The sequence below is a fragment of the Streptomyces sp. NPDC045899 genome (assembly GCF_056431485.1).
In genome coordinates this window covers 1-23,445 of the sequence record NZ_JBWKKP010000016.1, presented here as the reverse complement: position 1 = coordinate 23,445, position 23,445 = coordinate 1, and the positions used below count along the sequence as shown (strand labels likewise).

Annotated in this window: 25 protein-coding genes and 1 pseudogene; 13 read left to right on the top strand and 13 right to left on the bottom strand. The window is 71.3% G+C overall.

The annotated features are described in order from the left end of the window. Positions 1-9 precede the first annotated feature (9 nt). Entirely contained in the window at positions 10-153 is a 144-nt protein-coding gene (locus AC07FT_RS23385; RefSeq protein WP_479177930.1) for a hypothetical protein, read from the bottom strand. Here AC07FT_RS23385 and AC07FT_RS23380 point away from each other — a divergent pair. Continuing rightward, the gene (locus AC07FT_RS23380; protein WP_479177929.1) at positions 152-730 is read left to right on the top strand and encodes a TetR/AcrR family transcriptional regulator; all 579 of its coding nucleotides are present in this window, start codon (positions 152-154) and stop codon (positions 728-730) included. The genes AC07FT_RS23385 and AC07FT_RS23380 overlap by 2 nt on opposite strands. Positions 731-758: 28 nt before the next feature. On the opposite strand, the gene AC07FT_RS23375 is transcribed toward AC07FT_RS23380, so the two are convergent. Next, positions 759-1,961 carry an aromatic ring-hydroxylating oxygenase subunit alpha gene (locus AC07FT_RS23375; protein ID WP_479177928.1) on the bottom strand — a complete coding sequence of 401 codons (1,203 nt, stop codon included), beginning with the start codon at positions 1,959-1,961 and terminating at the stop codon, positions 759-761. Between the two features lie 129 nt (positions 1,962-2,090). Beyond that, positions 2,091-2,837 carry an AraC family transcriptional regulator gene (locus AC07FT_RS23370; RefSeq protein WP_479177927.1) on the bottom strand — a complete coding sequence of 249 codons (747 nt, stop codon included), beginning with the start codon at positions 2,835-2,837 and terminating at the stop codon, positions 2,091-2,093. 99 nt (positions 2,838-2,936) lie between these two features. Between AC07FT_RS23370 and AC07FT_RS23365 the strand changes: the two genes are divergently transcribed. Together AC07FT_RS23365 and AC07FT_RS23360 are read left to right on the top strand one after the other, a co-directional pair. Beyond that, complete coding sequence (locus tag AC07FT_RS23365; RefSeq protein ID WP_479178030.1) at positions 2,937-4,133, top strand: MFS transporter; 1,197 nt, start codon at positions 2,937-2,939, stop codon at positions 4,131-4,133. Positions 4,134-4,193: 60 nt separating this feature from the next. Beyond that, a complete protein-coding gene (locus AC07FT_RS23360; RefSeq protein WP_479177926.1) occupies positions 4,194-4,880 on the top strand; it encodes a hypothetical protein in 687 nt (228 codons plus the stop codon). Between the two features lie 127 nt (positions 4,881-5,007). On the opposite strand, the gene AC07FT_RS23355 is transcribed toward AC07FT_RS23360, so the two are convergent. Next, a complete protein-coding gene (locus AC07FT_RS23355; protein WP_479177925.1) occupies positions 5,008-8,229 on the bottom strand; it encodes a bifunctional cytochrome P450/NADPH--P450 reductase in 3,222 nt (1,073 codons plus the stop codon). A gap of 207 nt (positions 8,230-8,436) precedes the next feature. Beyond that, positions 8,437-9,135: a LuxR C-terminal-related transcriptional regulator gene (locus AC07FT_RS23350; RefSeq protein WP_479177924.1), complete on the bottom strand. Its 699-nt coding sequence runs from the start codon at positions 9,133-9,135 to the stop codon at positions 8,437-8,439. A gap of 82 nt (positions 9,136-9,217) precedes the next feature. On the opposite strand from AC07FT_RS23350, the gene AC07FT_RS23345 reads away from it, so the two are divergent. Continuing rightward, positions 9,218-10,168, top strand: coding sequence for a phosphotransferase family protein (locus AC07FT_RS23345; RefSeq protein WP_479177923.1), 951 nt, complete (start codon positions 9,218-9,220; stop codon positions 10,166-10,168). A gap of 238 nt (positions 10,169-10,406) precedes the next feature. Here AC07FT_RS23345 and AC07FT_RS23340 read toward each other — a convergent pair whose 3' ends face one another. Continuing rightward, a complete protein-coding gene (locus tag AC07FT_RS23340) occupies positions 10,407-10,841 on the bottom strand; it encodes a hypothetical protein (protein ID WP_471199028.1) in 435 nt (144 codons plus the stop codon). A 131-nt stretch (positions 10,842-10,972) separates the two neighbouring features. Beyond that, a complete protein-coding gene (locus AC07FT_RS23335; RefSeq protein WP_479177922.1) occupies positions 10,973-11,599 on the bottom strand; it encodes a hypothetical protein in 627 nt (208 codons plus the stop codon). A gap of 276 nt (positions 11,600-11,875) precedes the next feature. On the opposite strand from AC07FT_RS23335, the gene AC07FT_RS23330 reads away from it, so the two are divergent. The 4 genes and pseudogenes from AC07FT_RS23330 to AC07FT_RS23315 all read left to right on the top strand — a co-directional run bounded on the left by AC07FT_RS23330 (position 11,876) and on the right by AC07FT_RS23315 (position 15,383). Next, complete coding sequence (locus AC07FT_RS23330) at positions 11,876-13,132, top strand: MFS transporter (RefSeq protein WP_479178029.1); 1,257 nt, start codon at positions 11,876-11,878, stop codon at positions 13,130-13,132. Positions 13,133-13,300: 168 nt separating this feature from the next. Next, a pseudogene (locus tag AC07FT_RS23325) lies at positions 13,301-13,618 on the top strand (MFS transporter); the annotation flags it as partial. A gap of 31 nt (positions 13,619-13,649) precedes the next feature. Continuing rightward, entirely contained in the window at positions 13,650-14,618 is a 969-nt protein-coding gene (locus AC07FT_RS23320) for an MFS transporter (RefSeq protein WP_479177921.1), read from the top strand. A 180-nt stretch (positions 14,619-14,798) separates the two neighbouring features. Continuing rightward, positions 14,799-15,383, top strand: a complete 585-nt coding sequence (locus AC07FT_RS23315) for a TetR/AcrR family transcriptional regulator (RefSeq protein ID WP_479177920.1) — start codon at positions 14,799-14,801, stop codon at positions 15,381-15,383. Here AC07FT_RS23315 and AC07FT_RS23310 read toward each other — a convergent pair. Further along, positions 15,350-16,039 carry a TetR/AcrR family transcriptional regulator gene (locus AC07FT_RS23310; protein ID WP_479178028.1) on the bottom strand — a complete coding sequence of 230 codons (690 nt, stop codon included), beginning with the start codon at positions 16,037-16,039 and terminating at the stop codon, positions 15,350-15,352. The two genes, AC07FT_RS23315 and AC07FT_RS23310, sit on opposite strands and share 34 nt — an antisense overlap. An 83-nt stretch (positions 16,040-16,122) precedes the next feature. On the opposite strand from AC07FT_RS23310, the gene AC07FT_RS23305 reads away from it, so the two are divergent. Then, the gene (locus AC07FT_RS23305) at positions 16,123-16,818 is read left to right on the top strand and encodes a ribonuclease H family protein (RefSeq protein ID WP_479177919.1); all 696 of its coding nucleotides are present in this window, start codon (positions 16,123-16,125) and stop codon (positions 16,816-16,818) included. Between the two features lie 140 nt (positions 16,819-16,958). Beyond that, positions 16,959-17,600 (top strand): LysE family translocator, encoded by a 642-nt coding sequence (locus AC07FT_RS23300; protein ID WP_479177918.1) that lies wholly within the window; start codon positions 16,959-16,961, stop codon positions 17,598-17,600. A gap of 70 nt (positions 17,601-17,670) precedes the next feature. On the opposite strand, the gene AC07FT_RS23295 is transcribed toward AC07FT_RS23300, so the two are convergent. The 4 genes from AC07FT_RS23295 to AC07FT_RS23280 all read right to left on the bottom strand — a co-directional run bounded on the left by AC07FT_RS23295 (position 17,671) and on the right by AC07FT_RS23280 (position 20,039). Then, positions 17,671-18,162, bottom strand: coding sequence for a hypothetical protein (locus AC07FT_RS23295; protein ID WP_479177917.1), 492 nt, complete (start codon positions 18,160-18,162; stop codon positions 17,671-17,673). Between the two features lie 37 nt (positions 18,163-18,199). Continuing rightward, the gene (locus tag AC07FT_RS23290; RefSeq protein WP_479177916.1) at positions 18,200-18,775 is read right to left on the bottom strand and encodes a GNAT family N-acetyltransferase; all 576 of its coding nucleotides are present in this window, start codon (positions 18,773-18,775) and stop codon (positions 18,200-18,202) included. A gap of 73 nt (positions 18,776-18,848) precedes the next feature. Next, complete coding sequence (locus tag AC07FT_RS23285; RefSeq protein WP_479177915.1) at positions 18,849-19,256, bottom strand: RidA family protein; 408 nt, start codon at positions 19,254-19,256, stop codon at positions 18,849-18,851. 174 nt (positions 19,257-19,430) lie between these two features. Beyond that, positions 19,431-20,039, bottom strand: a complete 609-nt coding sequence (locus tag AC07FT_RS23280; protein WP_479177914.1) for a TetR/AcrR family transcriptional regulator — start codon at positions 20,037-20,039, stop codon at positions 19,431-19,433. A gap of 160 nt (positions 20,040-20,199) precedes the next feature. On the opposite strand from AC07FT_RS23280, the gene AC07FT_RS23275 reads away from it, so the two are divergent. Beyond that, positions 20,200-21,159, top strand: a complete 960-nt coding sequence (locus AC07FT_RS23275) for an alpha/beta hydrolase family protein (protein WP_479177913.1) — start codon at positions 20,200-20,202, stop codon at positions 21,157-21,159. Positions 21,160-21,165: 6 nt separating this feature from the next. Here AC07FT_RS23275 and AC07FT_RS23270 read toward each other — a convergent pair whose 3' ends face one another. After that, positions 21,166-21,531, bottom strand: a complete 366-nt coding sequence (locus AC07FT_RS23270; protein ID WP_479177912.1) for a winged helix-turn-helix transcriptional regulator — start codon at positions 21,529-21,531, stop codon at positions 21,166-21,168. A gap of 139 nt (positions 21,532-21,670) precedes the next feature. Here AC07FT_RS23270 and AC07FT_RS23265 point away from each other — a divergent pair, with 139 nt between their 5' ends. Next, the gene (locus AC07FT_RS23265) at positions 21,671-22,546 is read left to right on the top strand and encodes an NAD(P)-dependent oxidoreductase (RefSeq protein ID WP_479177911.1); all 876 of its coding nucleotides are present in this window, start codon (positions 21,671-21,673) and stop codon (positions 22,544-22,546) included. A gap of 264 nt (positions 22,547-22,810) precedes the next feature. After that, positions 22,811-23,260 carry a PTS sugar transporter subunit IIA gene (locus AC07FT_RS23260; protein ID WP_479177910.1) on the top strand — a complete coding sequence of 150 codons (450 nt, stop codon included), beginning with the start codon at positions 22,811-22,813 and terminating at the stop codon, positions 23,258-23,260. Positions 23,261-23,445 lie beyond the last annotated feature (185 nt).

The window sequence follows — 23,445 nt, the reverse complement described above, 5'->3', positions numbered from 1 at the left end:
CTGTTTCACTCACTCATCGGTGGTCCCTGTGGCGGCGAACCCGAAGTCGTCTTCGGCGTCCGGCTCGAAGACGTCCTCGACGTCCGGACAGCCCGCGGTGCGGCGGCGGGCGCGCGGAATCAAGACGCGCGAGCGCATCATCGAGGTCGCCATGCGGCGCTTCGCCGACGAGGGCTACCACGGGACGCGGGTCGATCGCGTCGCGCGGGAGATCGGGATCTCGAAGGCGTCGGTCTTCCAGCACTTCGGGACCAAGGAGGAGCTGTTCGTCTCCGCGTTCCGGAAGGCCGTGGAGACCTTTCCCGCCTATCTGGACGCCCCGGACGAGGTGCTGGCCGAGGGTTTCTTCGCCACGCTGGAGTACTGGCTGAACCGGACCGAGGGGTACATCCAGGAGGACTGGGTGCCCTACCGGGTGGCCCTGCTCGGTTCACACGCGGTGGAGCTGTCGGTCAAGCGGGAGATCAACCGGTTCCTGGCGGAGGAGGACCCGTACGGCACCTTCGCCTTCGTGCGGTTCGGCGTCGAACGGGGTGAGGTCCGCGACGACATCGCCATCGACATGATCGTGGCCATGGTCGACTGGCTGGTGGAGCGGATCCAGGACGCCCTGGTCACCGAAGAGCTCGACCCGGGGCTGTTCCATCACCCCGGCCGAGCGGGCGAGACCACGTCGGCCAGGATGGCCCAGTTCCTGGAGCTGGTGCGCAGCGCCATCGGGGTGCGTTGAGCGCACGTTCCGGGGTCCGGACCGTCGGTCAGTCATCTCCGAGCCTTTCCCGGACGTAGCGGCGGATGTCCAGGGAGTGGTCCTCCATCGGGGCGTAGTAGCCGGAGGTGAACGGCCGGGACCCCATGCCCCGCTGCACGCTCTCGCAGATCCGCCAGTCCTGGCGGTTCACGAGGTCCCAGAAGTCCACCGCGTCCGACGCGTCGAACTCCGGGCGCTCCATCTCGGCCGGGTCGAAGAGGAAGTCGCAGGTGATGATCGTGCGATGGGGGCCGTCCGGCCACAGCAGGAACGCCGCCACGTGGTCGGCGGAGCAGCTGAGGAACATATTCGGGTAGATCAGTTCGCCTTTGTGCCGCTCCCGTTCCTCCTCCGACAGCTCCGGGAACGGCCGGCGGTCGCTGGTGCCGGAGAAGGTGAAGGTCCAGGCGCCCTCCCGGTGGGGCACGCCGCCCTCCCAGTCGAGCCCGGCGCCGCCGTCCTCACGGAACGCCGGGACCAGTTCGCAGAGTTCGGGATGGACCGGTCCGCAGTGATAGCACTCGTTGTAGTTCTCGGCCACCACCTTCCAGTTGGCGGCCACGTCATAGGTGATCCGCCGTGCCGTCCGCAGCCGGTCGAGGGGATAGCGGCGCAAGTTCTCGGGGGCGGGGCCGAGCTGCTCCTCCAGGGGGCCGGCCTTTGCCGGTGAGAGGTTCACGAAGACGAAGCCGCCCCAGGTGGCGACGCCCACCTCGTGCAGGGACAGCTGGTCACGGCGCACACCGTGGCGTTCGTCGAGGAATCGCGCCTGGCGCAGCTCACCGCTGAGCGCGTACGTCCAGGCGTGGTACGGGCAGACGATGGCTCCCCGGAAACGGCCGCTGCGGCAGGGCGGTTCCCCGTCGGCGGCCTCGGCCGGGGGGTCGGCGACCAGCTGGGCGCCGCGGTGGCGGCACACGTTGTAGAAGCCCTTGAGGGATCCGTCCCTGTCGCGGACGACCAGGACGCTCTCGCCGACCACATCGACCCGGAGGTAGTCCCCGCGGTCCGGCAGCGACTCCTCCCGGCCCACACAGAACCACTCGCGGGTGAAGATCCGCTCCCGCTCGCGGTGCCATGCGTCCGCCGAGAGATAGGCGTCGCCGGGGAGGGTGCGTTCCATCGGGGTGTCGTCCGGTGTGTCGCCGCCGACGTCCGGATCCCTGGCGGGGGTGGTGTTCGAGGCTGATGCGGCACTTTTATAACCCATGGTCACCTCATTCTCCGGGGTGGTGCGGCCCAGTGTAGACACAGATATTTCAAGATCGCACCAACTTTTACGACCCGAGGTCAGTTAACTCGGCATCCACCGCGTCGCGGTCCGGGCGCGGGCGGGCGTTCAGCCGCGGCGGCTGTGGGTGCCGGGGGTGTAGCCGAAGGCGCGGCGGAAGACATCGATGAACGCACTGGTCGACGCCCATCCGCAGCGGTGGGCCACGGAGGTGACGGGCGTACCGTCGGCCAGCATCCGCAGCGCGTGGAAGAGCCGTGACTGGGTGCGCCACTGGGGAAACGTCATGCCCAGCTCGGAGCGGAAGAGACGGCTGAGCGTGCGTTCGCCGACCCCCGCCACCGCACCCAGCGCGGCCAGGGTGCGCGGGTCCTCCGGGTGGTCGTGGACGAGTGCGCACACCGCCGCCAGGCGCGGATCGCCGGGGGTCGGCAGATGCACGGGCTGCTGCGGACAAGCGCGCAACTGGTCGCGCAGCACGGCCCGCAGACGGCCGCGTTCGGCGCTGGTGTCCTCCGGTGAGCGGGTGTAGGCGAGGATCAGCTCACGCAGCAGCGGGCTGACGCCGAGCACGGTCGGGTCGTCCAGTCCGAGCGGGTTGTCATCGGCGGGCAGCCCCACCAGATGCAGATCGAGGGTGCCGTGCGCACGGTGGGCGTGGACGGTTCCCGCCGGGACCCACAGGGCGCGGGTGCCGGGTGCGAACCAGGTGCCCGCGTCCGTGGTGACGGCGACCACGCCGGAGCCCGCGTAGATGATCTGGTGCTCGTCATGGCGGTGCGCGTCGATGCCCTCCCCGGCGGCCAGTGTCCGGGCGCGGGTCGGGGCCTTCGGCGTGTGGCGGATATCCGGCATCGATTGGCACTTTATCGGAAGCGGGACACCCCGCCACCGGCCCACGATCGAGAGGTGCTGACCACCAAGACCCCATCACGCCACCGGCCCATCACGCTGATGTCCGTCGGACACGCCTGTGTGGACATCTACCAGGGAGCGGTGGCCGCGCTGGTGCCGTTCTTCGTCTCCGAGCGCGCATACACCTACGCCGCCGCCTCCGGTGTCGTGCTCGCCGCCACCCTGCTGTCGTCCGTGGTCCAGCCGCTGTTCGGAGCGGTCACCGACCGCTGGTCCCTGCCCTGGCTGCTGCCGGTGAGCACACTGGCGGCCGGCACGGGCGTCGCCCTCAGCGGCCTCGGCGGTTCCTATCCCCTCACGCTCCTCGCCGTCGCGGTGACCGGCATCGGTGTCGCCGCCTACCACCCCGAGGCGGCGCGGGCGGCCCGTGAGATCAGCCGCGGCAGCCACACCGGGATGAGCTGGTTCTCCCTCGGTGGCAACATCGGTTTCGCCCTCGCCCCGCTGCTGGTCTCCGCCGTCGTGGCCACCGCCGGGCTGCGCGCCTCACCCCTGCTGGCCGTGCCCGCCGTCGCCGGGGCCGTGCTGTGTGCGGCCGCGCTGCGGGCGGCGCGGCCACCCGCCGCCGCGTCCGCCACGGCCCGCGCGGCCACGCCCGCCGGCCGCGACGACTGGCGTTCCTTCACCCGGCTCACCGGCGCCATCGTGTGCCGCTCGATCGTCTTCGTCGGCCTGAGCACCTTCATCTCGCTCTACGTCCGAGAGCGCACCGGCGGAGGTGGCGCCGCCGGTACCGCCGCCCTCTTCGTGCTCTACCTCGGCGGTGCGGTGGGCACCGTGGCCGGGGGCCGGCTCGCTGCCCGCCACCAGCGCGTCACGGTCGTGCGGTGGTCCTACGCCCTGAGCGTTCTCGCCGTCGCCGGAGTGGTGTTCGTCCCCGGTCCGGCGCTCTACCTCTGCGTGGCGCTCACCTCGGCCGGTCTGTACGTGCCCTTCTCCCTCCACGTCACCCTCGGCCAGGACTACCTGCCACGGCGGGTGGGAACGGCCAGCGGTGTCACCCTGGGCCTGGCCGTCAGCGTCGGCGGTGTCGCGAGCCCGGCCATCGGTGCCCTCGCCGACGCCACGTCGCTGCACACCGCGCTGATGCCGCTGATCGCCCTGCCCGCCGTCGGCTGGCTCCTGCTGCGCACCCTGTCCGAGCCCGGCGCCCTTCCATCAGTCGTCACACCGGCGGCCGAGGGCGCGGACACCGCACCGCGCGGTGTCCCGGGCGGTGTCCCCGGGGAGAACTGAGTAGCCGTCTGAGTAGCAGCGCTCACGTCCCGGACCGGTGCACCGCCGCATACTGCCCCCATGACAACCGCTCCACACGATGCCCCGTGGTCCACTCCGGCCGCCCCCGGCCACCTGCCTCCGCCCCCCGACGCCCCGCCGCGGGGCCGACGGGGGACGGTGACCGCGATCGTCGTGGTGCTCCTCGTCCTGGCCGCCGGCGCCGGTGCGACCTGGTCGCTGACCCACGACGAGGACGGGGCACCGCTGGCCGGGCGGCCGCGGGTCACGGACCGCGCGGCGGGGCTGTCCTATGCCGTCCCCGAGGGCTGGCGGCAGTCCGACGAGGACCTGGTCGACGCCTACACCTCGTCCATCAGCCGGCGCCCCGCCGAGGACGCCACGGAGGCCGGGGACGACGCCGAGGAAGACGGCGGTGTGGTCCTCGCCGGCCGAGGCGACCCGGTGCCGCGGTCCGCCCTGCGGCAGCGGACGGAGAGCGCGGCGCGCTCGAACGCGGAGTACTTCTACCCGGACGGCAGCTCCACCCAGGAGGAGTCCCGCGCGGTCGAGGTGGATGGCCGCCCGGCGTACACGGTGGCGCTGACCGTCCGCGACGCCGACGGCGGCACCGAGAACCACCTGCGGCTGACCCTGGTCTCGGTGCGCGACGACCGCGTGGCCTTTCTCCTCGGCGTTGCCGAGTCGCCGCAGCAGTCTGCGCGTCAGGAAGTGGACGCGGTGCTGGACAGCGCCTCCGTGCTGTAGCGGGTCACCGGTCCGCCGGGGCAGCCGCCTGAGCCATCGTGCTGGCCCATCGCCACGGTCTCTTCCGCCCGGCTGAGCCGGGCGTCCGCCCGCGGTCCACCGGGGGCGGGCCGCGGGCGGAGCCGGTTCAGCCGGCGTAGACGTCCTCGATGTACCGGCCCCGGACCGTCAGCGACCGCAGCCAGTCATGTGCCGCGTCCTCCCCGGCGCCCGGGGTGTGCCGTGTGTACAGGGCCCGGAAGGCGTCGCGGACACCCGGCGCCATACGGCTGCCGTCACCGCACACGTACACCGTCGCTCCCGCCTCCAGCAGCTGCCACACCTCGTCGGCCTCGGCCATGACGCGGTCCTGGACGAACCGCAGTCCCTCGACCGGCGCTTCGCTGAAGACCGGCCGCAGCGATACGGCACCGGACCGGTCCGCGGCGCGCAGCTCATCGGCGTGCAGGAGGTCGGCGTCCGGAGCGTCACAGCCGAAGTAGCACAGGGCCGGGGCGAGTTCGGCGCCACCGGCCATCAGGGCGCCGCGGTCGGCGATGGCACCGCGGAACGGGGCCAGCCCGGTTCCGGCCGCGACCATGATGACGGGGGCCCGTGCGTCGTGGCGGATGCGGAACGCCTCACGGCACGGCTGGACCCGGGCGAGCACGGTGTCACCGGGGCGCAGGGAGGCCAGATGGCCGGATCCGGAACCGTGGAAGGTACCGCGTCCGGAGCGTGCGGGAGCCCGGAGCACCGAGACCATCAGGTCGATGACGCCGGGGCTGACGGCGGGGGAGGAGGAGATCGAGTAGTGGCGGGGGCGGACCGGCGGCAGCAGTTCCAGTGCCACCGGCAGGGTGAGCGCCTCCCGCAGGGCCGGGTGGTCCTCGACCAGGTCCAGCACGGTGCGGTGGTCGGCGGCGCGCGCGGTCGCGTCCTCGGCCAGCCTCAGCAGCTCCCGCCGCTCCGGTGGGCACGGATTGAGCCCGGCCAGGGTGGCGAACTGCTCGGCGGTCGGCCGGTCCTGGAGCTCGACGTGCCGGGTGAGCAGCTCACGGACGGTCAGTGGCCGGTCGACGGCGAGCCCGTCGCGGCGCGGGCGGCGCGTGGTGATCTGGACGACGCTGTCCAGCCCGAGGCCCAGGATCCGGGCCGCGCGTTCCACCAGCGCGGGGGCGTTGGCCGGGAGCACCGTGAGGTGGTCCGCGGTCCGGTAGGTCATACCGTCCGGAAGCGCCAGCCGGACCAGCCGCTTGACCCGCGGGTACGCGGGGTGGCTGAGACTCCCGGCCTCGGTCACCGTCAGCTCCGTCATCCCGTGGCGGGTGGCGAGCGCGTCCAGCGGACCGCCGGTCACCTCGGTGACCGTGTAGCCGCCGTCGTCGGCCACCTCGTCCCGTCGGGCGCCGACGGTGGCCGGGTCCCCGGAGTGTTCGAGCAGTGCGGTGCGCAGCGCCGTGGTGAACTCCTTCACCGATCCGGACAGGTCACCCGAGGCGTCGGCCTCCGCGCGGGGCAGCAGCCGGGTGCCGCCGAGGGCCGTGAGCCGTTCGTCGATCAGGGTGGGGACCCGCTGGTAGGTGGCGGACCAGTTGCGGTCGCCGACCCCGAGGACGGCATAGGTGACACCGTCCGCGGCGCCCGGCGCGGCGTTCTCCAGCCACCGCACGAAGGCGGAGGCGTCATCCGTGGGCTGCCCGTTGTAGGAGGCGGCGGTGATGACCACGGGCCGGTCGGTGGGCAGTGCGCCGGTGTGGGCGTCCAGCGGAGCACATGCCGTGGCGCAGCCGATCTCCCCGGCGGTGTCGGCGAGGCGTTCCGTGAGGTCGCGGCAGGTGCCGTAGTTGGAGCCGTGGAGCAGCAGCAGGCCGGTGTCCGGCAGCACCCGCGCGGGCAGCGAGCTGTCCTCGACCGGGGTGGTCCCGGGGACGGAGGCCGTGGGAAGTGCGGTGTCCTGGCGGGCGCGGTCGGCGGCGGTGCGCGGAACGAGGGTCAGGGTGAGGCCCTCGGGTTTGATGGTGAGTGTCTGCTTGAGACGGAGCCGGTAGTCGGCATGGTCGATCAGCCGGTAGCGGTGGACCAGCATGCCGAGCAGCATGGTGGCCTCGTGGAGGGCGAACTGCCGTCCGATGCAAGCACGTTCACCGGTGCCGAACGGTTTGAACGCATGCGGTGAACGCGCCGCCTCCGCCTCCGGGGCGAACCGGGAGGGGTCGAACAGCTCAGGGTTGTCGCCCCAGACCGGATCGCGGTGCAGCATCGTGGTGAGCACCCGGACGTCCTGTCCCGCGCGCAGCGGAATGCGGCCGCCCAGCAGGGTGTCCTGGTGCGGTGTACGGGTGAACGAGGGGGCGGTGGGCCACAGCCGCAGCGTCTCGTTGAGCACCTGCCGGGTGTAGCGCAGCCTGCCGATGTCCTCGAACGTCGGCTCGGGGCCGGCGGTGTCGCCCCACAGTCCGTCCACCTCGCGCCGCACCAGGTCCAGCACGGTCGGGTGCTTGGCCAGGAAGTAGAGGGCGAACGCCAGGGTGCCCGAGGTCGTCTCGTGTCCCGCGATCAGGAAGGTGATGATCTGGTTGCGGATGTTCTCCTCGTCCAGGGTGGCGCCGTCGGCCGGATGCGGGGCCCGGAGCATCAGACCCAGCAGGTCGGCGGGTTCCTCGTCCGGTGTGCCGCCCTGCGCGGTGCGTGCGGCGATCACCTCGTCCACCACCGAGGCCAGGTAGTCGGCGTCCTGGCGGAACGCCTCGTCGCGCTCGCTGTAGTCGACGCCCGGCTTCCGGCTCAGCCCCGCCATCGACCAGGCCAGACAGCGCACCATCGCGTCGACGAAGGGATGCGCCTCCTCGCTGTCGAACGAGCCGAAGTCGAACCCGAACCCGGCCAGTCCGATGGTGTCCAGCGTCATCCGGGTCATATCGCCCGGGACGTCCACGGGGGTGCCGACGGCGGCGTGCCGGTCCCAGCCGGCGATCAGCCGGTGGGCGACGCGCAGCATCACCGGGTGGTAGGTGCGCATCGAGCCCAGCGCGAAGGCGGGCATGAGGATGTCATGGGCCTTGGCCCAGTTGGCCTCGTCGTTGTAGGCGGTGAACAGCCCGTCGCCGGTGAACTCGCGCACGTAGCGCAGTCCCGGTCCGACCGCCTTGCTGAACCGCTGTTCGTCGGCCAGTTCGGTGACCAGGTCCAGGCCGCTGACGAACAGGGTGTCCCTGCCGTGCAGCCGCTGGACGAAGACGGGACCGTGACGCCGTGCGTGGTCCATCGCCTGCAGGGTGGGGGTGGCGGTCATGCCGGTGGCGGAGATGTCCACGACGGGAGGGCCGGAGCGGACCCCGTCGTGCGGAGGGAGGATGACCTCGGTCATGGAGATGCCTTTCCCCGGAAGCCGGAAACTGCCGTGCGGGTGGATGCCGTTGGTACGGCGCATCCCTCAGCGTGGCGTTCCGGGCGGGGTGTCCGCAGACCCGCTCCTACCGGAATCTGTAGTGACCCAGGTCTCCTGACTCTTGCCTCCGCGGCGGGTGCCGCTGTATCCGAAGGGGAGACCTCGGGGGTCATGTGGGCGGCCTTCTCACAGGTCCCGCGCCTTCGGTGGCCAGATACCGGCGTCCAGAACGCCCAGCACATAGGCGCGGGCCACCAGTGCCGTACGGTTGGCCACGCCCCAGCGGCGGGAGAGCTGGGTGATGTGATAGCTGACCCCGTCCGTGGTCAGCCCGACCGCGCGGGCGATCTGGGCGGTGGTGGCGCCGCCCGCGGCGAGTGCCAGGACGGTGCGCTCCCGGGCGGTGACCTTCTCGGTGGGCGAGCGCGGTGGCTCCTCGGGCGTGTCCTGGGTACCGAGCACCCTCAGCAGCACCAGCAGCCACAGTGGCGCCTCGGGCGTATCGCTCACCGTGTCCGCCGTCAACTCCCCGTACCGCTGCAGTCCATCGGGGCCGGGCCAGTGCACCAGGACCGGATACCGGGAGCGATGGCCGTGCCGCACCGCCTCGACGATGCGCTGGACCTGCTCCACGGAACGGGGGTGGAACAGCTCCAGCACATCGCGGCCCCGGAGCCGTCCCGGAGTGGTGCGCCATTCGGCCGCCATGGCCGGATTCGCCAGCAGGACGGTGCCGTCGGTGCGGCACACCGCGGCCGGGATCGGGACGCGGTCGAAGACGAGCAGCGCGCGGTTGCGCCACGCCGGCAGGTCCGAGTCGCCGAAGATCTCCGCCGGGGAGACATCGGCCGTCAGATCCCCGGTGGCCGGACTCCGTTCACTCATGGGGAAGAGCCTAGGGTTTCCGGGATCGCGGTGGTGTCGAGCGGTGTCGACCGGCCGGGAGGCGGCGGTTAGCCTGGCGGCCATGATCAGTGGCGAGGAGGACTGGAGCGCGACGCGCTCCTGGGTGGAGAAGCGGCTGCCCGTGGGGGACCGGATCGAAGCGGTCACCAGATTGCGCGGCGGCTGGACCTCACAGATGCGCCGGCTGGACCTCTCAGGTCCGGGCGGCGGTCGTTCGCTGGTCCTCCGCTCCTTCCTGAAACCGTTCTACCTGCGGCATGCCGAGGGTCTGCTCACCCGCGAAGCGGGAGTGCTGGATCTGCTCGCCGCCACGGACGTACCCGCGGCCGTGCTGGTGGACGTGGATGCCACGGCGGAACACTGCGACCACCCGTCCCTGCTGATGTCCCTGCTGCCCGGGACCGTTCGTGTGACCGACCATGGAGCCGATGTGCGGGCCGCGCTGCTGGCCGGTCAACTGGTCGGTATCCACGGGGTGCGGGTGACGGAGGGGACCCGGCCACGGGACTATCAGGCGTGGACCGCGCCCGAGCGGGTGACACCCCCCGATGCCACGCGCCGCCCCGGGCTGTGGCGGCGGGCCGTGGACATCATCCGGCAGGATCCGCCGCCGTTCGAACCCCGCTTCCTGCACCGCGACTTCCACCCGGGCAATGTGCTCTTCACGGGTGAGGGCGAGGAGACACGGATCAGTGGTGTCGTGGACTGGGTGGAGACCTCGTGGGGGCCCGCCGATCTCGATGTGGCGCACTGCTCCACCACGTTGGCCCTGCTGCACGGTGTTCCGGCGGGCATGGGTTTCGCCGACCGCTATGCGGCGGCGGGCGGGACCCTGACCGGGGAGGGTCCGGCCCATCTGTACTGGCGGCTCCTGGACGCACTGGCGTTCGCCCCGGATGCGGAGAAGGTGGCTGTCCCCTGGCGTGAGCTGGGCCGGGCGGATCTGACGCCCAGCGTGCTGACCGGCAGGCTCGAGGACTACATCCAGGCCCTCTTCGACCGCTACGTGTGAACGTCGGCCCGGTGTGAACGGAAACCTCACGCGGAAACGGCCGACGCCCGGCAGGGGTCCTGATATGCCGACGAGGTGCCCGATGACCTGTGCGCGGGGGGTCTGCACACGATGTCTTCGGACACCTCGCCGAGCTGGTGTGATCCTCGCTCGTGTACGGCGCCGACGGGCCCGCCGGGGCGCTGCCGGGGCGTACGGCGGCGGATCACGGAAGGGAACCGCCTGGTGGTGGGCGACCTCAGGTGCCCAGTCGTCCACCGGTCAGCCGTGCCAGAGGGCGACGGCGCCGCGCTGCCCTCCTGCGGAGGACGACCACCGTGGCGGCCGTGGCGGCTGCCCCGGCACCGGTGGCGGCGGTCAGAATCTTCCGTGCCTTGATCACCATCCATGCGGTACCCGCCGCGGCCGCGGCCTTCTTGGGTGCCTCGACCGCCACGGTACGGCCGGTGGCGACCGCCTTTCCCGCGGTGGCTTGCGCTTTTTCCGCGGCGGCGTGTGTCGCTCGACTCGCGGTCCGAGCCGTCTTCTTCCCTGCCTCCTTCGCGGTGTCCTCAGCCTTGTCCGTCGCCGCCTTGGCCTGGGAGGCGGTCGTCTCCTTGGCCTTGGTGGCGGCGGCCTTGGCGTTCACGGTGGCGCTCCGGTCAGTGGTGCGTGTGCTCTTTGATTCGGCCATGGTCTCCGCGTAACCGATTGGCCGGAGAGCAAACATCGCCTGCCCCGATCCGGTGTTCCGGCCTGGCGCGCGCCGGTGCGCGGGAGTCGGCCGACGGTGTCCGGCGGTGCGCCGGTCGAGTGCCGTGCCGCTCACAGCCAGCCGAGCGCCCCGAACACGATCAGTGCCACCGCGTCCAGACCGAGGATGGCGCCGACCGTGATGGCCTTCGCGCGCACCGTGCGCATGTCGTGGACGGCGAAGCAGGCGATGAAGAAGGGCACATAGCCGAGGAGGAAGATGAAGAGCGGGAAGCTCGCCTGCCACCAGGACCAGTCCCAGGTCAGCACACCCGCGCTGTGCAGCATGAGTTCGACGCACACCGCCGCTGCGGAGTTCACAGCGACCATCACGGGACGGTTGGGCAGCCCCAGGATGCGCACCTCGCGGGGCGGCAGGAACTTGGCGGCCACCACACCCATGATGGCGAACATGAAGCAGATCTCGATGTTGAGCCCGATGAGGATCTGATACGCGGTTTCGCCTCGCGCGCCCCACATGGGGGCGCGATCGGTGAAGTGGAAGACCAGTGAGTTCCAGATCTCGTTGAACCAGTCCATGCCCCACAGGGCGAGACCGGCGAACAACACGTTCCAATTCTTGCGTTCCACCTCGACCGCGTACACGTAGAGCACCACCAACAGGAGCGGTATCACGTACCACTCGAAGTGGCTCGCGTCGCGGAGCTGATCGAGCGCGGCTCGGGCGTTGTCCGTCACCGTCCACCATCCCGTTCTCTGGGTTTCCGCGGTGCCGGTCCGCGCCCCCACGGCGCCGCACCTCTGACTTACCAGTGGGTAACTATGGGGGTGGTCCCTGCCGGGGTCAAGAGCGACGCCGTACTCCAACGTGGCCATGCGACAGGTGACTTCGCACGGCCGGGGTGGCGGCGGCCAGGGCGGTGGCCCGGACGAGGAAGCGGGCAAGTGGACCATGCGATCTCCGATGAAGTGGCCCTGGGGGAAGGGGGATCAGCCCTCTAGGGTCGTAGCGTGATCAGACACCGCCTCCTGCCGCCCGCCGGTCCGCCCCGAACCCTCGCCCTCGCCCAGCTCATCAATTCCCTCGGCGACGGGGCGTTCTACACCACCTCCGCGCTCTACTTCACCACCGTCGTCGGTCTCGACGCGGCACGCGTCGGCCTCGGGCTCACCGTGGCCTGGGCGGTCGGCGCGGTGGTGGGCGTCTGGCTGGGGACGCTCGCCGACCGACGGGGGCCGCGCGGTACCGCGGTGCTGCTCGCACTGGCCACCAGCGCGTCCGTGGCCTCGTTCCTGTTCATCCGGTCCTTCTGGCCGTTCCTGGTGGCGGCGTGCTGTTACGCCGTGGCGCAGTCCGGGCTCGCGGCGGCCCGGCAGGCCCTGCTCGCCGGGCTGGTGGCGCCCGGTGAACGGACCAGTGTGCTGGCGCATCTGCAGTCCACCCTCAATGCCGGGCTCGCGGTGGGCGCCGGACTCGGTGGATACGCGCTCTACTCCGGGACCCGGGGCAGCTTCCTCGCCGTGTTCACGATGGACGCGGTGAGCTTCCTGGGATGTGCCCTGGTGCTGTGGCGGCTGCCCGTCGTCGCCCCGGCGAACGGTGCCAGGGGGCCGGCGCTCGCGGTGCTGCGGGACCGTCCGTTCACACTGATCACCCTGCTCAACGCGGTGCTGCTGCTGCGGATGCCACTGCTCAGCCTCGGCATACCGCTGTGGATCAGTGAGCACACCCGGGCGCCGGAGTGGCTGGTGTCCGCGCTGTTCCTGCTCAACACCCTGGCGGTGGCCGCGTTCCAGGTGCGTGCCGCACGAGGGGTCTCCTCGACGGGCACCGCGATGCGGGCCGTCCGCCGCTCGGGCTGGATCCTGCTGGTGTCCTGCGTGGTGTGCGCGGTCTCGGCGGCCGCCGCGCCGGTGTGGGTGGCGGTCCTGACGCTGCTCGCGGGCGCGGTGCTGCACGTGGTGGGCGAGATGCTGCACTCGGCCGGATCGTGGCACATCGCCTTCGGTCTCGCGCCGGACGGCCGGGTGGGTGAGTACCAGGGCTTCTTCGGAACGGGGCTCATCGTGGCCCGTACGGCCGGGCCCCTGCTGCTCACCGCGCTGCTGGTCACCTGGGGGGTACCGGGATGGCTGGTGCTGGGCGGGCTGTTCGTCGCCGCCTCGTACGCGATGGGACCGGCGGTGCGGTGGGCGGAGCGGTCGGGGCCGACGACACCGCCGGTGGCCACCCCGGCCGCCGCGCCCGCGGCCGACATCCTCCAGAGCTGAGCGCCCGGGGGGCGGTTGCGCGGGGCAGTCCAGGAGCGGGGCCTTGATACCAGCGCGGACCCTAATTCATCAGTGCGCGCCAAGGGCCCTGGGCATCCACGGTGCGGCCGCGGCCGGGGCCGCGCTCCGGCCTGACGGGGCCCCTGGAATTAATTCATCAGCGTTGAAATGACACGGGTCGGATGGCGAGTCTCGGTCACGTTGCCGAACTCTCCTGGAGACCGATCACCGATGCCCGCCACGCACCCTCCCGAGGCCCGGAGCTCTGCCCGGCCACCCGTACGCCACGGCCTCGTCCTCGTCGTCACCTGTCTGGCACTGGGGGCCGTGGTCGCCGCCATGGCCTCACTCAACGTGGGGTTGCCGCTCATCGCGCGGGACACCCACGCGAGCCAGACCCAACTGTCCTGGATCATCGACGCCTACAGTCTGGTCTTCGCCTCACTGCTGCTCCCCGCCGGCACCCTGGGCGACCGCTTCGGCCGCCGCCGCGCCCTAGGTCGACGTCATCGGCGCGGTGCTCGTGGTGACGGGCCTCGCCGTCCTGGTGTACTCCGTCATCGAGGCACCCGAGCACGGCTGGAGCGCCGCGCGGACACTCGGCGGGATCGCCGCGGGACTGGTCCTGGTGGCCGGATTCACCGGCTGGTCGCTGCGGCGGCGCGATCCCCTGCTCGACGCCCGGCTGTTCCGCAACCCCCGCTTCGCCGCGGCCTCGCTCTCGATCATGCTCCAGTTCTTCGGGTTCTTCGGCTACATCTTCGTGATGATGCAGTACCTCCAGATGATCCGGGAGGACAGCGCACTGATCGCCGCGCTCAGTCTGCTGCCCATGGCCGTCGTCATGGTGCCCAGCGCCCGGCTCGCCCCGCGGCTGACCGCCCGGCTCGGCGTACGCGGCCCGTGGGTGACCGGTCTGCTCCTGGTCGCGGTGGGTCTGGGGACACTCGCCCAGCTGACGGAGGACAGTCCCTACGCGTTCGTGGCCGCCGGTCTGGTCCCGCTCGGCATCGGCATGGGCATCGCCACGACCCCGGCCACCACGGTGATCACGGACGCGCTGCCGAAGGCGTTGCAGAACGTGGGTTCCGCCATGAACGACCTGTCCCGCGAGCTCGGTGGCGCTCTGGGCATCGCCGTACTGGGCAGTGTGCTGAGCACCGGCTACCGCGAGAACCTCGAACTGCCCGGGATACCCGAGCACATGGCCGAGGCGGCCCGTTCCTCGCTCGCGGCGGCCACCGCCATCGGCGGACCCGTGGTCGATCCCGCCCGGTCCGCGTTCATCGACGGTCTGCACGGCGCCCTGCTGGGCGGCGCCGGAGTGCCGCTCGTGTGCGCCGTCGTGGTGTTCGTCCTGCTGGGGCGTCCCCACCACCCCGCGCAGGACACCGGCACACCGGAGACCAGCGCGGAGGACCCCGGTGCGGAAGCCACCGGCACGGTGCGCTCCATGCCATCCGCGGGGAGGCGCACACACCGGTGAACGGTGAGCGGTGGGCGGGACGCACCGCCCACCCCGCACCGCCCATCCCGCACGGCACGCGCCCGGAGGCCGGAGTCCACCCGGTGGCCCCGGGCGCGGCCCCATCGGCCGAGCCGCTCCGACTCCGGCCGCCCGGCGGCGGGTTGGCCGCCGACGGCCGGAGACCTACAGTGGGTGGTCATGAGCGATGGCAGGGGTACCGAGGCCGGACCCCGCACCGGCACCGGCACTCCCTCACGCTCCGACGCCACCCGTGCCGCGATCCTCGTAGCCGCCCGTGGGCAGTTCGCCGCACGCGGCTACGAGCGCACCACCATCCGGTCGGTGGCCGCGGAGGCCACCATCGACGCCGCCATGGTGATGCGCCACTTCGGCAGCAAGGAGCAGCTGTTCGACGCGGCCGCGGCGGTCGACACTCGGCCGCCCTCCCTCGACGGCGTCCCCCGCGAGGACGTACCGCGTGTGCTCCTCCGCCATTTCCTGGAGCTGTGGGAGGGCGTGGACCGGTATGACGTCCTGCTCGTCGTCTTCCGCTCGGCCGTCACCAACGAACACGCGGCCGCCCGCGCCCGCGAGATCGTCGCCACCCAGCTCACCCCGGCCCTGACCGCCCTGACCGACGCGCGCAGGCTCGGGCTGCTCTGCGCCCAGTTCATCGGCCTCGCCACGGCCCGCTATGTGCTCCGCGAACCGTCGGCCGTGGCCCTCACCCCCGACGAGATCGTCGAGCTCTACGCACCCGCCGTGCGCGCCCTCCTGGACTGATCCGGCCCGGGGGATCCGGAGCGCTTCCGGCCCGGGGCGGACGTGTCGCCTCCCGGCCGACGTCGGCCGGGCTCCAGCAGCACGGCCCGCAGCGGCGGGGGGAAGAGCCGGACCAGCGCGTCCGCGCGCATCGAGGCGATCGGCTCCACCCGGAGCACGAACCGCGTCATGACCAGACCGGTCACCTGGGCGCAGAAGGCCCCCGCGCGCCGGTGGGCGGCGCGCCCGCCCAGCCGGGCGGCGAGCCGGTCGACCATCTCGCGTTCCAGTGCCTCCTTCACCAGGGCGGCCATGGCCACGTCGTCCGCGGCGCCGCTCACGACGGCACGCAGCCGGGAACCGGCCTCGGGGTCCGCCCAGACGAGGTCCAGGGAGCGCAGTACCCGCTGGGGGAGGGTGGCGAGGTCTCCCTCGAGGGCCTGGGCGAAGAAGTCGGCCGGGTTGGCGGACAGCGAGAGGACCGCTCCGAAGAGCCCCTTCTTCGAGCCGAAGAAGTAACTGATCAAGGCGGCGTCCACGGCGGCTTCGGCGGCGATCGAACGAAGGGTCACGTTCTGGTACCCCTCGGAGAAGAACCGTCGCCGGGCCACTTCCAGGATCTGTGTCCGGGTGTCCGGGCTCCCGGTCCGCCGCCCCCGGCGGGGCCCGTTATTCATCACGGGGGAAATATTAGGCCGGGGACACGGCGCCGACGGGGGAGGCGCCACCGCCCCGGGCCGGGTCCTGGCAGTATCGGCGTATGGCTGAACAGATCATCGCCGCGTGTGACGGGGCATCGAAGGGGAACCCCGGGCCCGCGGCCTGGGCATGGGTCGTCGCGGACAGTGAGGGCTCGGTGGCGCGCTGGGAGGCGGGGCCCCTCGGAACCGCCACCAACAACGTGGCCGAACTGACCGCGTTGCTCAAATTGTTGGAGACCACCGACGCGGACCAGCCCCTCCAGGTGCGGATGGACTCCCAGTACGCGATGAAGGCGGTCACCACCTGGCTGCCCGGCTGGCGCCGCAAGGGGTGGAAGACCGCCTCGGGCTCGCCGGTGGCCAACCGCGAGCTCGTGATGCGCATCGACGAACTGCTGGACGGGCGGTCGGTGGAGTTCGTCCACGTGGCCGCGCACCAGGTCGACGGCGACCCGTTCAACGCGGCCGCGGACCAGGCGGCCAGCCACACCGCCCGTACCCAGGAGCCGGCGGGTACCTCTCTCGGGTCCGCACTGCCGCCGCCCGAGGCCCCGACGGCGCGCGCGGGGCGGACCGGCACGGCGCGTCCGCGCAAGGCGGCGGCGCAGCGGGGGAGCGGTGCCCGCGCGAAGGTGTCCATCACGGCGAAGTTCCCCGGTCGGTGCCGCTGCGGCGCGTCCTACGGCAAGGGCGAGACGATCATGAAGAACTCCGACGGCTGGGGCCACCCCGCCTGCGCCAAGGCGGCGGACTAGCCACCGGCTCCGTCGCTCTCGTCCGGCCGGGGCTCCGAGCCCGGCCGGACGGCTCCGGGCCGGTGGGGGGGATCCCATGTTTTTCCGCGCCCGGTGAATATTCGGTTGGGAGCGGGCGGCTCCCTCATTACCATCGCCGCATGGTCTCTCCCGATCGATTGGCCCTCTTTGCGGCCGCTTCGTTTCTGCTCATCATCGTTCCCGGGCCCAGCGTCCTCTTTGTGATCGGACGGGCACTGGCACAGGGCCGCCGCGCCGCCCTCACCACCGTCGCCGGTAACACGGTGGGGGCGTATGTGCTGGTGATAGCCGTGGCACTGGGTGTCGGCACCATCGTCGAGCAGTCGGTCCTCGTCTTCACCACGCTCAAGCTGGTCGGTGCCGCCTATCTGATCTATCTCGGGGTCAAGGCGGTGCGCCGGCGCAAGTCGATGCTGACGGCGTTCCAGTCCTTCGACGGTGATCAGCAAGGAACGCGGCGCGCCTTCTGGGAGGGGTTCGCCGTCGGTGTCACCAACCCCAAGACCATCGTCTTCTTCGCCGCCGTCCTGCCGCAGTTCGTCGAACGCGACGAAGGGAACGTGGCCGCGCAGATGCTGCTGCTCGGGCTGGTGTTCAACCTCATCGCGCTGATCTGCGACAGCGTCTGGGGACTGGTGGCCGGCACCACACGGGACTGGTTCGCCCGCTCCCCGCGTCGGCTCTCGATGGTGGGCGGTGCCGGAGGGCTCTCCATGATCGGCCTCGGCCTCGGCGTGGCGGTGACGGGCCGCAAGGACTAGGACCGGCCGCAAGGACCGGAACCGAGGTCCGGCGGTCGCGCCTCACCCCCGAGCGCGACCGCCGACCACCTCAACCGCCGTCGAGTGCGGTGAGCAGTGCTCTGGCCTCGGAGTGCAGACGGCCGACGTCGGGATCACGGCAGAGGATCGACGGCCCCGGGTCGTACTGGTCCGGACTGCCGGGCAGGACGTAGTACGACCCGTAGGCGAGGTAGGGGCGGTGCTCCGCGGACATGTCACGGCCGACGGTCACGGTGGCCACGCACAGGCCGGCGGGATCCGCCCCGCCCTCCGGCTCCTCCTCGGCGAGGTCCACCTCCCGCTCGTACGGTACGGCCGTGGCCGGGAGGTCCAGTACGGCGCGGGCGAACTCCCGTACGTGATCGGCGTCGTCGAACGGGACGAACTCCCGGAAGGACGGCGGCCCGGCCCACAGCAGCCACCGCCGTCCGGTGGCCGTCGGTGCGTACACCACCGAGAGGAGCGACGGTGTCTCCTCCTCCGGGTCGTTCCGCCAGGTGTGGAGGAAGACCTGCTCGAACTCGGGGAGATAGGTGATCACCGCCGGACCTCCCCGCTCCGTCGTCCCGCCCGGCCCCTCATCGGGTATCGGAGGCGGTGAGCGACTCGGCCCGGCCGCGCGTCATCCGCCACACCCGGTCCTCGCCGGTCTCGGCCGGAGCGAGCCGCTCGGCCGGGCGGCGGAGCTGTTCGACGAAGCCGAGGCGGGCCGGGATGGCGCCGCTCGCATGGTTGGCCTGATCGTGGACGATCTCGACGAAGTCGACGTCGGGAAGGCGGAAGGCCTGTTCCATCAGGGCGCGGGTGGACCGGGTGGCCACCCCGCGTCCGGTGGCGGCGGGGTGCAGCCAGTACCCGATCTCGTAGCTGCGGTCCGGGGTGTCCTCGTGCCGGAACAGCGTGCAGGCGCCGACGATCGCACCGTTGAGCACCATCGCGTAGGAGAACGCCTCCCCGCTCGCCCAGCGCTCCGCGCGGCTGGACAGAAAGGTGCTGGTCCTGGCCAGGCTGTGCTCGGGGAGCCAGCGGGTCCAGGGCCGCAGGTGCTCCAGCGACTCCTCGATGACCCGGAAGAGCTCCGGGAGGTCCGCCTCGCCGTCGAAGCGGCGCAGCGTGAGGCCGTCCAGCTCGATCACCTGCTGTGGGAGGTCCATGCCAGGAGGATCGTATGCGTCCGCCGGCGGCGGCAACATGATTTCGGCGACGTCCCGCCCGGTGGGCGGGAGTTCAGTCGATGATCGCGGTGGCCTCGACCTCCACCAGGTGTTCGGGTACGTCCAGCGCGGCGACGCCCAGCAGCGTGCCCGGCGGCACCGGTGTGACGCCCAGCTTCCCGGCCGCCCGGGCGATCCCCTCCAGGAGCAGGGGCATCTTGTCGGGAGTCCAGTCGACGACGTAGAGCGTCAGCTTCGCCACGTCGCCGAAGGAAGCACCGGCCCCGGCCAGGGCGGTGCCCACGTTGAGGTAGCACTGCTCGACCTGGGCGGCCAGATCGCCTTCGCCGACCGTGACGCCATCGGTGTCCCAGGCCACCTGCCCGGCGATGAAGACCAGCTGGGACCCGGTCGCGACCGCCACCTGACGGTAGGCATCGATCGTCGGCAGTCCTTCGGGGTTCAGCAGGGTGATGGCCATGGTGCGTTCTCCTCGTCATCGGAGCCGGGGGTGCGCCCCGGCCGCTGGTGCTCTCCCGTGGTGACGGGGAAACCGTAGGAGAGTTATCGCTGACCTGGAAGAACGTACTTTTTGGTGACCGAGGAACCTGATGGTGACCAAGCAGTTCGGCGGCGTGGGCGCACGCGCCGGTCATCACGCGCCGCCGCCGGGTGAGTGCGGTGATCGCAGCCCCTGGAGGAGCAGTCCGATCAGCCGACGGGGGTCATAGCGGGGGTCGGTGTCCCGTCCGATGCAGAGGTTGCCGATGCCGCGCATGAGTTCGTAGGGCTGGACGCCGGTCCTGATCTCGCCCGCGTCGGCGGCGGCGTCGAGCAACTCCCCGCAGACGGGCATCAGCCGGTCGAGGAAGTGGGTGTGCAGTGCGGCGAAGCGGTCGCTGTCGGACTGCAGGGCGTCCGCGAGCCCGTGCTTGGTGACCAGGAAGTCGACGAAGAGGTCGATCCACTGGCGCAGCGCGTCGAACGGGGAGCTGGCGTCGGCCAGGAGGGCCGGGCCCGCCTCGGCGCATGCCTCGATCTGGTGGCGGTAGACGGCGGTGACGAGGTCCGCCCGGGTCGGGAAGTGGCGGTAGAGGGTGCCCAGTCCGACGCCCGCCCGGGCCGCGATCTCCCGGATCGGCGCATCGACCCCCGAGGACACGAACACCTCCGCGGCGGCGTCCAGCAGCGTCTGCTGGTTGCGCACCGCGTCTGCCCGCTTGCTGCGGGCGGACGCCCCTTTGGGCCGGCCTGTCGTAGGCACCACGCACTCCTTCCAGTCGTCGTTGACGAAACGGATCGGTGTTCCGTATCGTAAATGGAACAACGATCCGCTTTCAGGGTAGCTGAAGGCGGGTGCTCCGCCTTACCCGCCGCCGGCCGTACGCGACCGACGGCAGGGGCCATCGAAAGGCACACTCCTCATGAGCAATCCCCTTTCCGTGACCGAGACCCTCGGTGCACCCACGCCTGTCCTCTCGGTCAGCCCGGTGGTGCTGCCGGCTCCCGGCCGTGGAGTGGACCTGCAGGTGCGCGTCTCCGCCCCGATGACCGGCGGCGAGCTTCCGGTCATCCTCCTCTCGCACGGTCTCGGCTTCTCCCACCACCTCTCCTCGCTGAACGGCTACGCCCCGCTCGCCGACCACTGGGCGGCACACGGCTTCGTCGTGATCCAGCCGACCCATCTGGACTCCAGGACGCTGAACCGGGATTCCGGCGGGTCGCCGGTTGTGGCGCACTGGCGCACCCGGGCGGAGGACATGACGCGCGTCCTCGACCAGCTCGACGCGATCGAGGCCGCCGTTCCGCAGCTCCGCGGCCGCGTGGACCACAGCCGGGTCGCGGTGGCCGGGCACTCGATGGGCGGGCACACCGCGAGCCTGCTGCTGGGGGCACGCCTCACCGATCCGCAGGACGGAACCGAGGTGGACCTCGCCGAGCCCCGGATCACGGCGGGTGTGCTGCTTGCCGCGCCCGGCCGGGGCGGTGACGCCCTCACCGAGTTCACCGTCGAGAACTACTCGTTCTTCCTGAACACGGACTTCTCCACGATGACGGCGCCCGCCCTCGTGGTCGCGGGCGACAAGGACGACTCCGCCTTCCTGACGGTCGCCGGCCCGGACTGGCACGCCGACCCGTACGCCCTCTCCCCGGGCCCCAAGTCCCTGCTCACCCTGTTCGGCGCGGAGCACGGGCTCGGCGGGATCTCCGGATACGACGTCGCCGAGACCACGGACGAGAACCCCGAGCGGGTCGCCGCGGTCGGGCGGCTCACCGTGGCCTATCTGCGCGGCGAGTTCTACCCCGAGGACTCCGCCTGGCAGACCGCGCGGGACGCGCTGGCCTCCAGCCCTGATCCGCTCGGACGGATCGAATCCAAGTAGGCGGTCTCAGGCATCGCCCCGAGGGATGATCTTCTCGGCCCCGATCCGCCCTATGCGCTCGGTGCCCCACCGCCCCAGGGAAGCGAGCGCGGCGTTCAGCGAGACACCGTGCTCGGTCAGGGAGTACTCCACCTTCGGCGGCACCTGACGGTAGACCTCGCGATGGACGAGACCGTCCTCCTCCATCTCCCGCAGATGCTGGATCAGCATCTTCTCGCTGACGCCCGGCAGTCCGCGCCGGAGCTCGGCGAACCGGCGCGTCCCGTGGTGGTCCAGCTCCCAGAGGATGAGCGATTTCCACTTTCCCGTGACGACGTCCATCGCCGCGTCGATACCGCAGAAATAGGGACCGCGTCGCGCTGACGGTGCCATCCGCCCCTCCGGATCCGGCCGGGGGCACTTACCCGGAGGTGAGTACCTGACTTATAAGTCCGTACTGGTCAACCCTACCGGCGGTGGCGAGGATCGAAGCCGGACGATCAACACGCAACACGAGGGGGAGCCCCACGCCATGACCACGAACACCAACACGCCGGTGAGTGTCCTCGGACTGGGCGCGATGGGCAGTGTCCTCGCGGACACACTGCTGAGGGCCGGCCACCCGACCACCGTCTGGAACCGGACCGCCGGGAAGGTGGACGACCTCGTCGGCCAGGGCGCGGCCGCCGCCGCCACGGCGGCGGAGGCGGTCCGTTCCGGCCCACTGGTGATCGCCTGTCTGCTGGACCATGCCTCGGTCCATGAGGTGCTCGATCCGCTCGCCGCCGAGCTGGCCGGACGCACCCTGATCAATGTCACGACCACCACCCCGGAGCAGTCACGGGAGTTGGCCGGCTGGGCGGCGGAGGCGGGGATCGACTATCTGGACGGCGGCATCATGGCCGTACCGGAAATGATCGGGAAGCCGGGTGCGTCGGTCCTCTACAGCGGTTCGGCCGCCGTCTTCCAGCGGCACCGGCCGTTGCTCGAACTCTGGGGCGACAGTACGTACTTCGGTGAGGACGCCGGACTCGCCTCCCTCTATGACTTCGCGCTGCTCGCGGGCATGTACGTCATGTTCGCCGGATTCCTGCACGGCGCGGCCATGGTCGCCCCGGCCGGTGTGTCGGCGAGCCGGTTCGCTGCCATGGCGGCGCCGTGGCTGACCGCCATGACGGGGGCCTTCGCGGGGTTCGCCGAGGTGGTCGATGGTGGCGACTACACCGTCGAAGGACAGCAGAGCCTGGAGTTCTCCAGCCTCGACGAGCTCGTGCGGGCCACGGAGGAGCAAGGCGTCAGTACGGAGGTCATCTCCATGGTCCAGAAGCTGATTCGACGTCAGATCGACGCGGGCCACGGAAAGGAGGGCTTCGCCCGGATCATCGAGAGCATCAGGCAGCCGGTCTGAGAATCGCTCCGGCCCGGGCCCTGGGTGTCTGCACAAAAGCCGCACAGGACTGGACCAATTTCTGGCCACTCCATGAAACTGCAGGTCAGTGCTGTGTCTCATGGGTGAGACGGTTACGAAAAGGTGGGAGACAAGGTTCCGTACGGGGTCGCCGCCGTGCTACAACTGGTCTACACCACTGTGCGGCGGCGGGCCCTGCGGTCCGTCGCCGCACCCCCACGTATCTGGCCGCGGACCCGTGCCGCGTTGTTCAGGAGGGCCATCGTGACCCATGTGACGTCACCGCTTGCCGGGCGCGCCATCGGCTTGGCGGCAGTGCCGGACCCCGTCTTCTCGGCCGCGATGGTCGGTCCGGGTACCGCCGTCGATCCGGTCCGGGAGCCGCAGGAGGCGGTTGCGCCGGTGGACGGCGTGGTGCTGTCCCTGCACCACCACGCCTTCGTGGTCGTCGATGACGAGGGCCACGGTGTGCTCACCCATCTCGGCATCGACACCGTGCAGTTGGGCGGCGAGGGGTTCGAGCTCCTGGTCCGCAAGGGTGACACCGTGCTCCGCGGCCAGGCCGTGGTGCGCTGGAACCCGGCCGCGGTCGAGGCCGCGGGCAAGTCTCCGGTGTCCCCGGTCGTGGCGGTGGAGGCGACCGCCGACGCCCTCTCGGGTGTCCGCGTCGACGGCGAGGTGAAGTCCGGCGACGGACTCTTCCTCTGGACGTGACGCCACCGCCGTCGCCACGGCGGCGCGCAGGCGCAGGACGAACCGCCCCGCGGCGCGGAGGCCGCACTACCGGAGACGGGTGAGATGGGAACAACGCTGCGAGGCGTCGGTGTGAGCCACGGTGTGGCGATCGGGCAGGTGCGGCATATGGGGACGGCGGTGCTGGAGCCGCCGGCCAGGCAGAT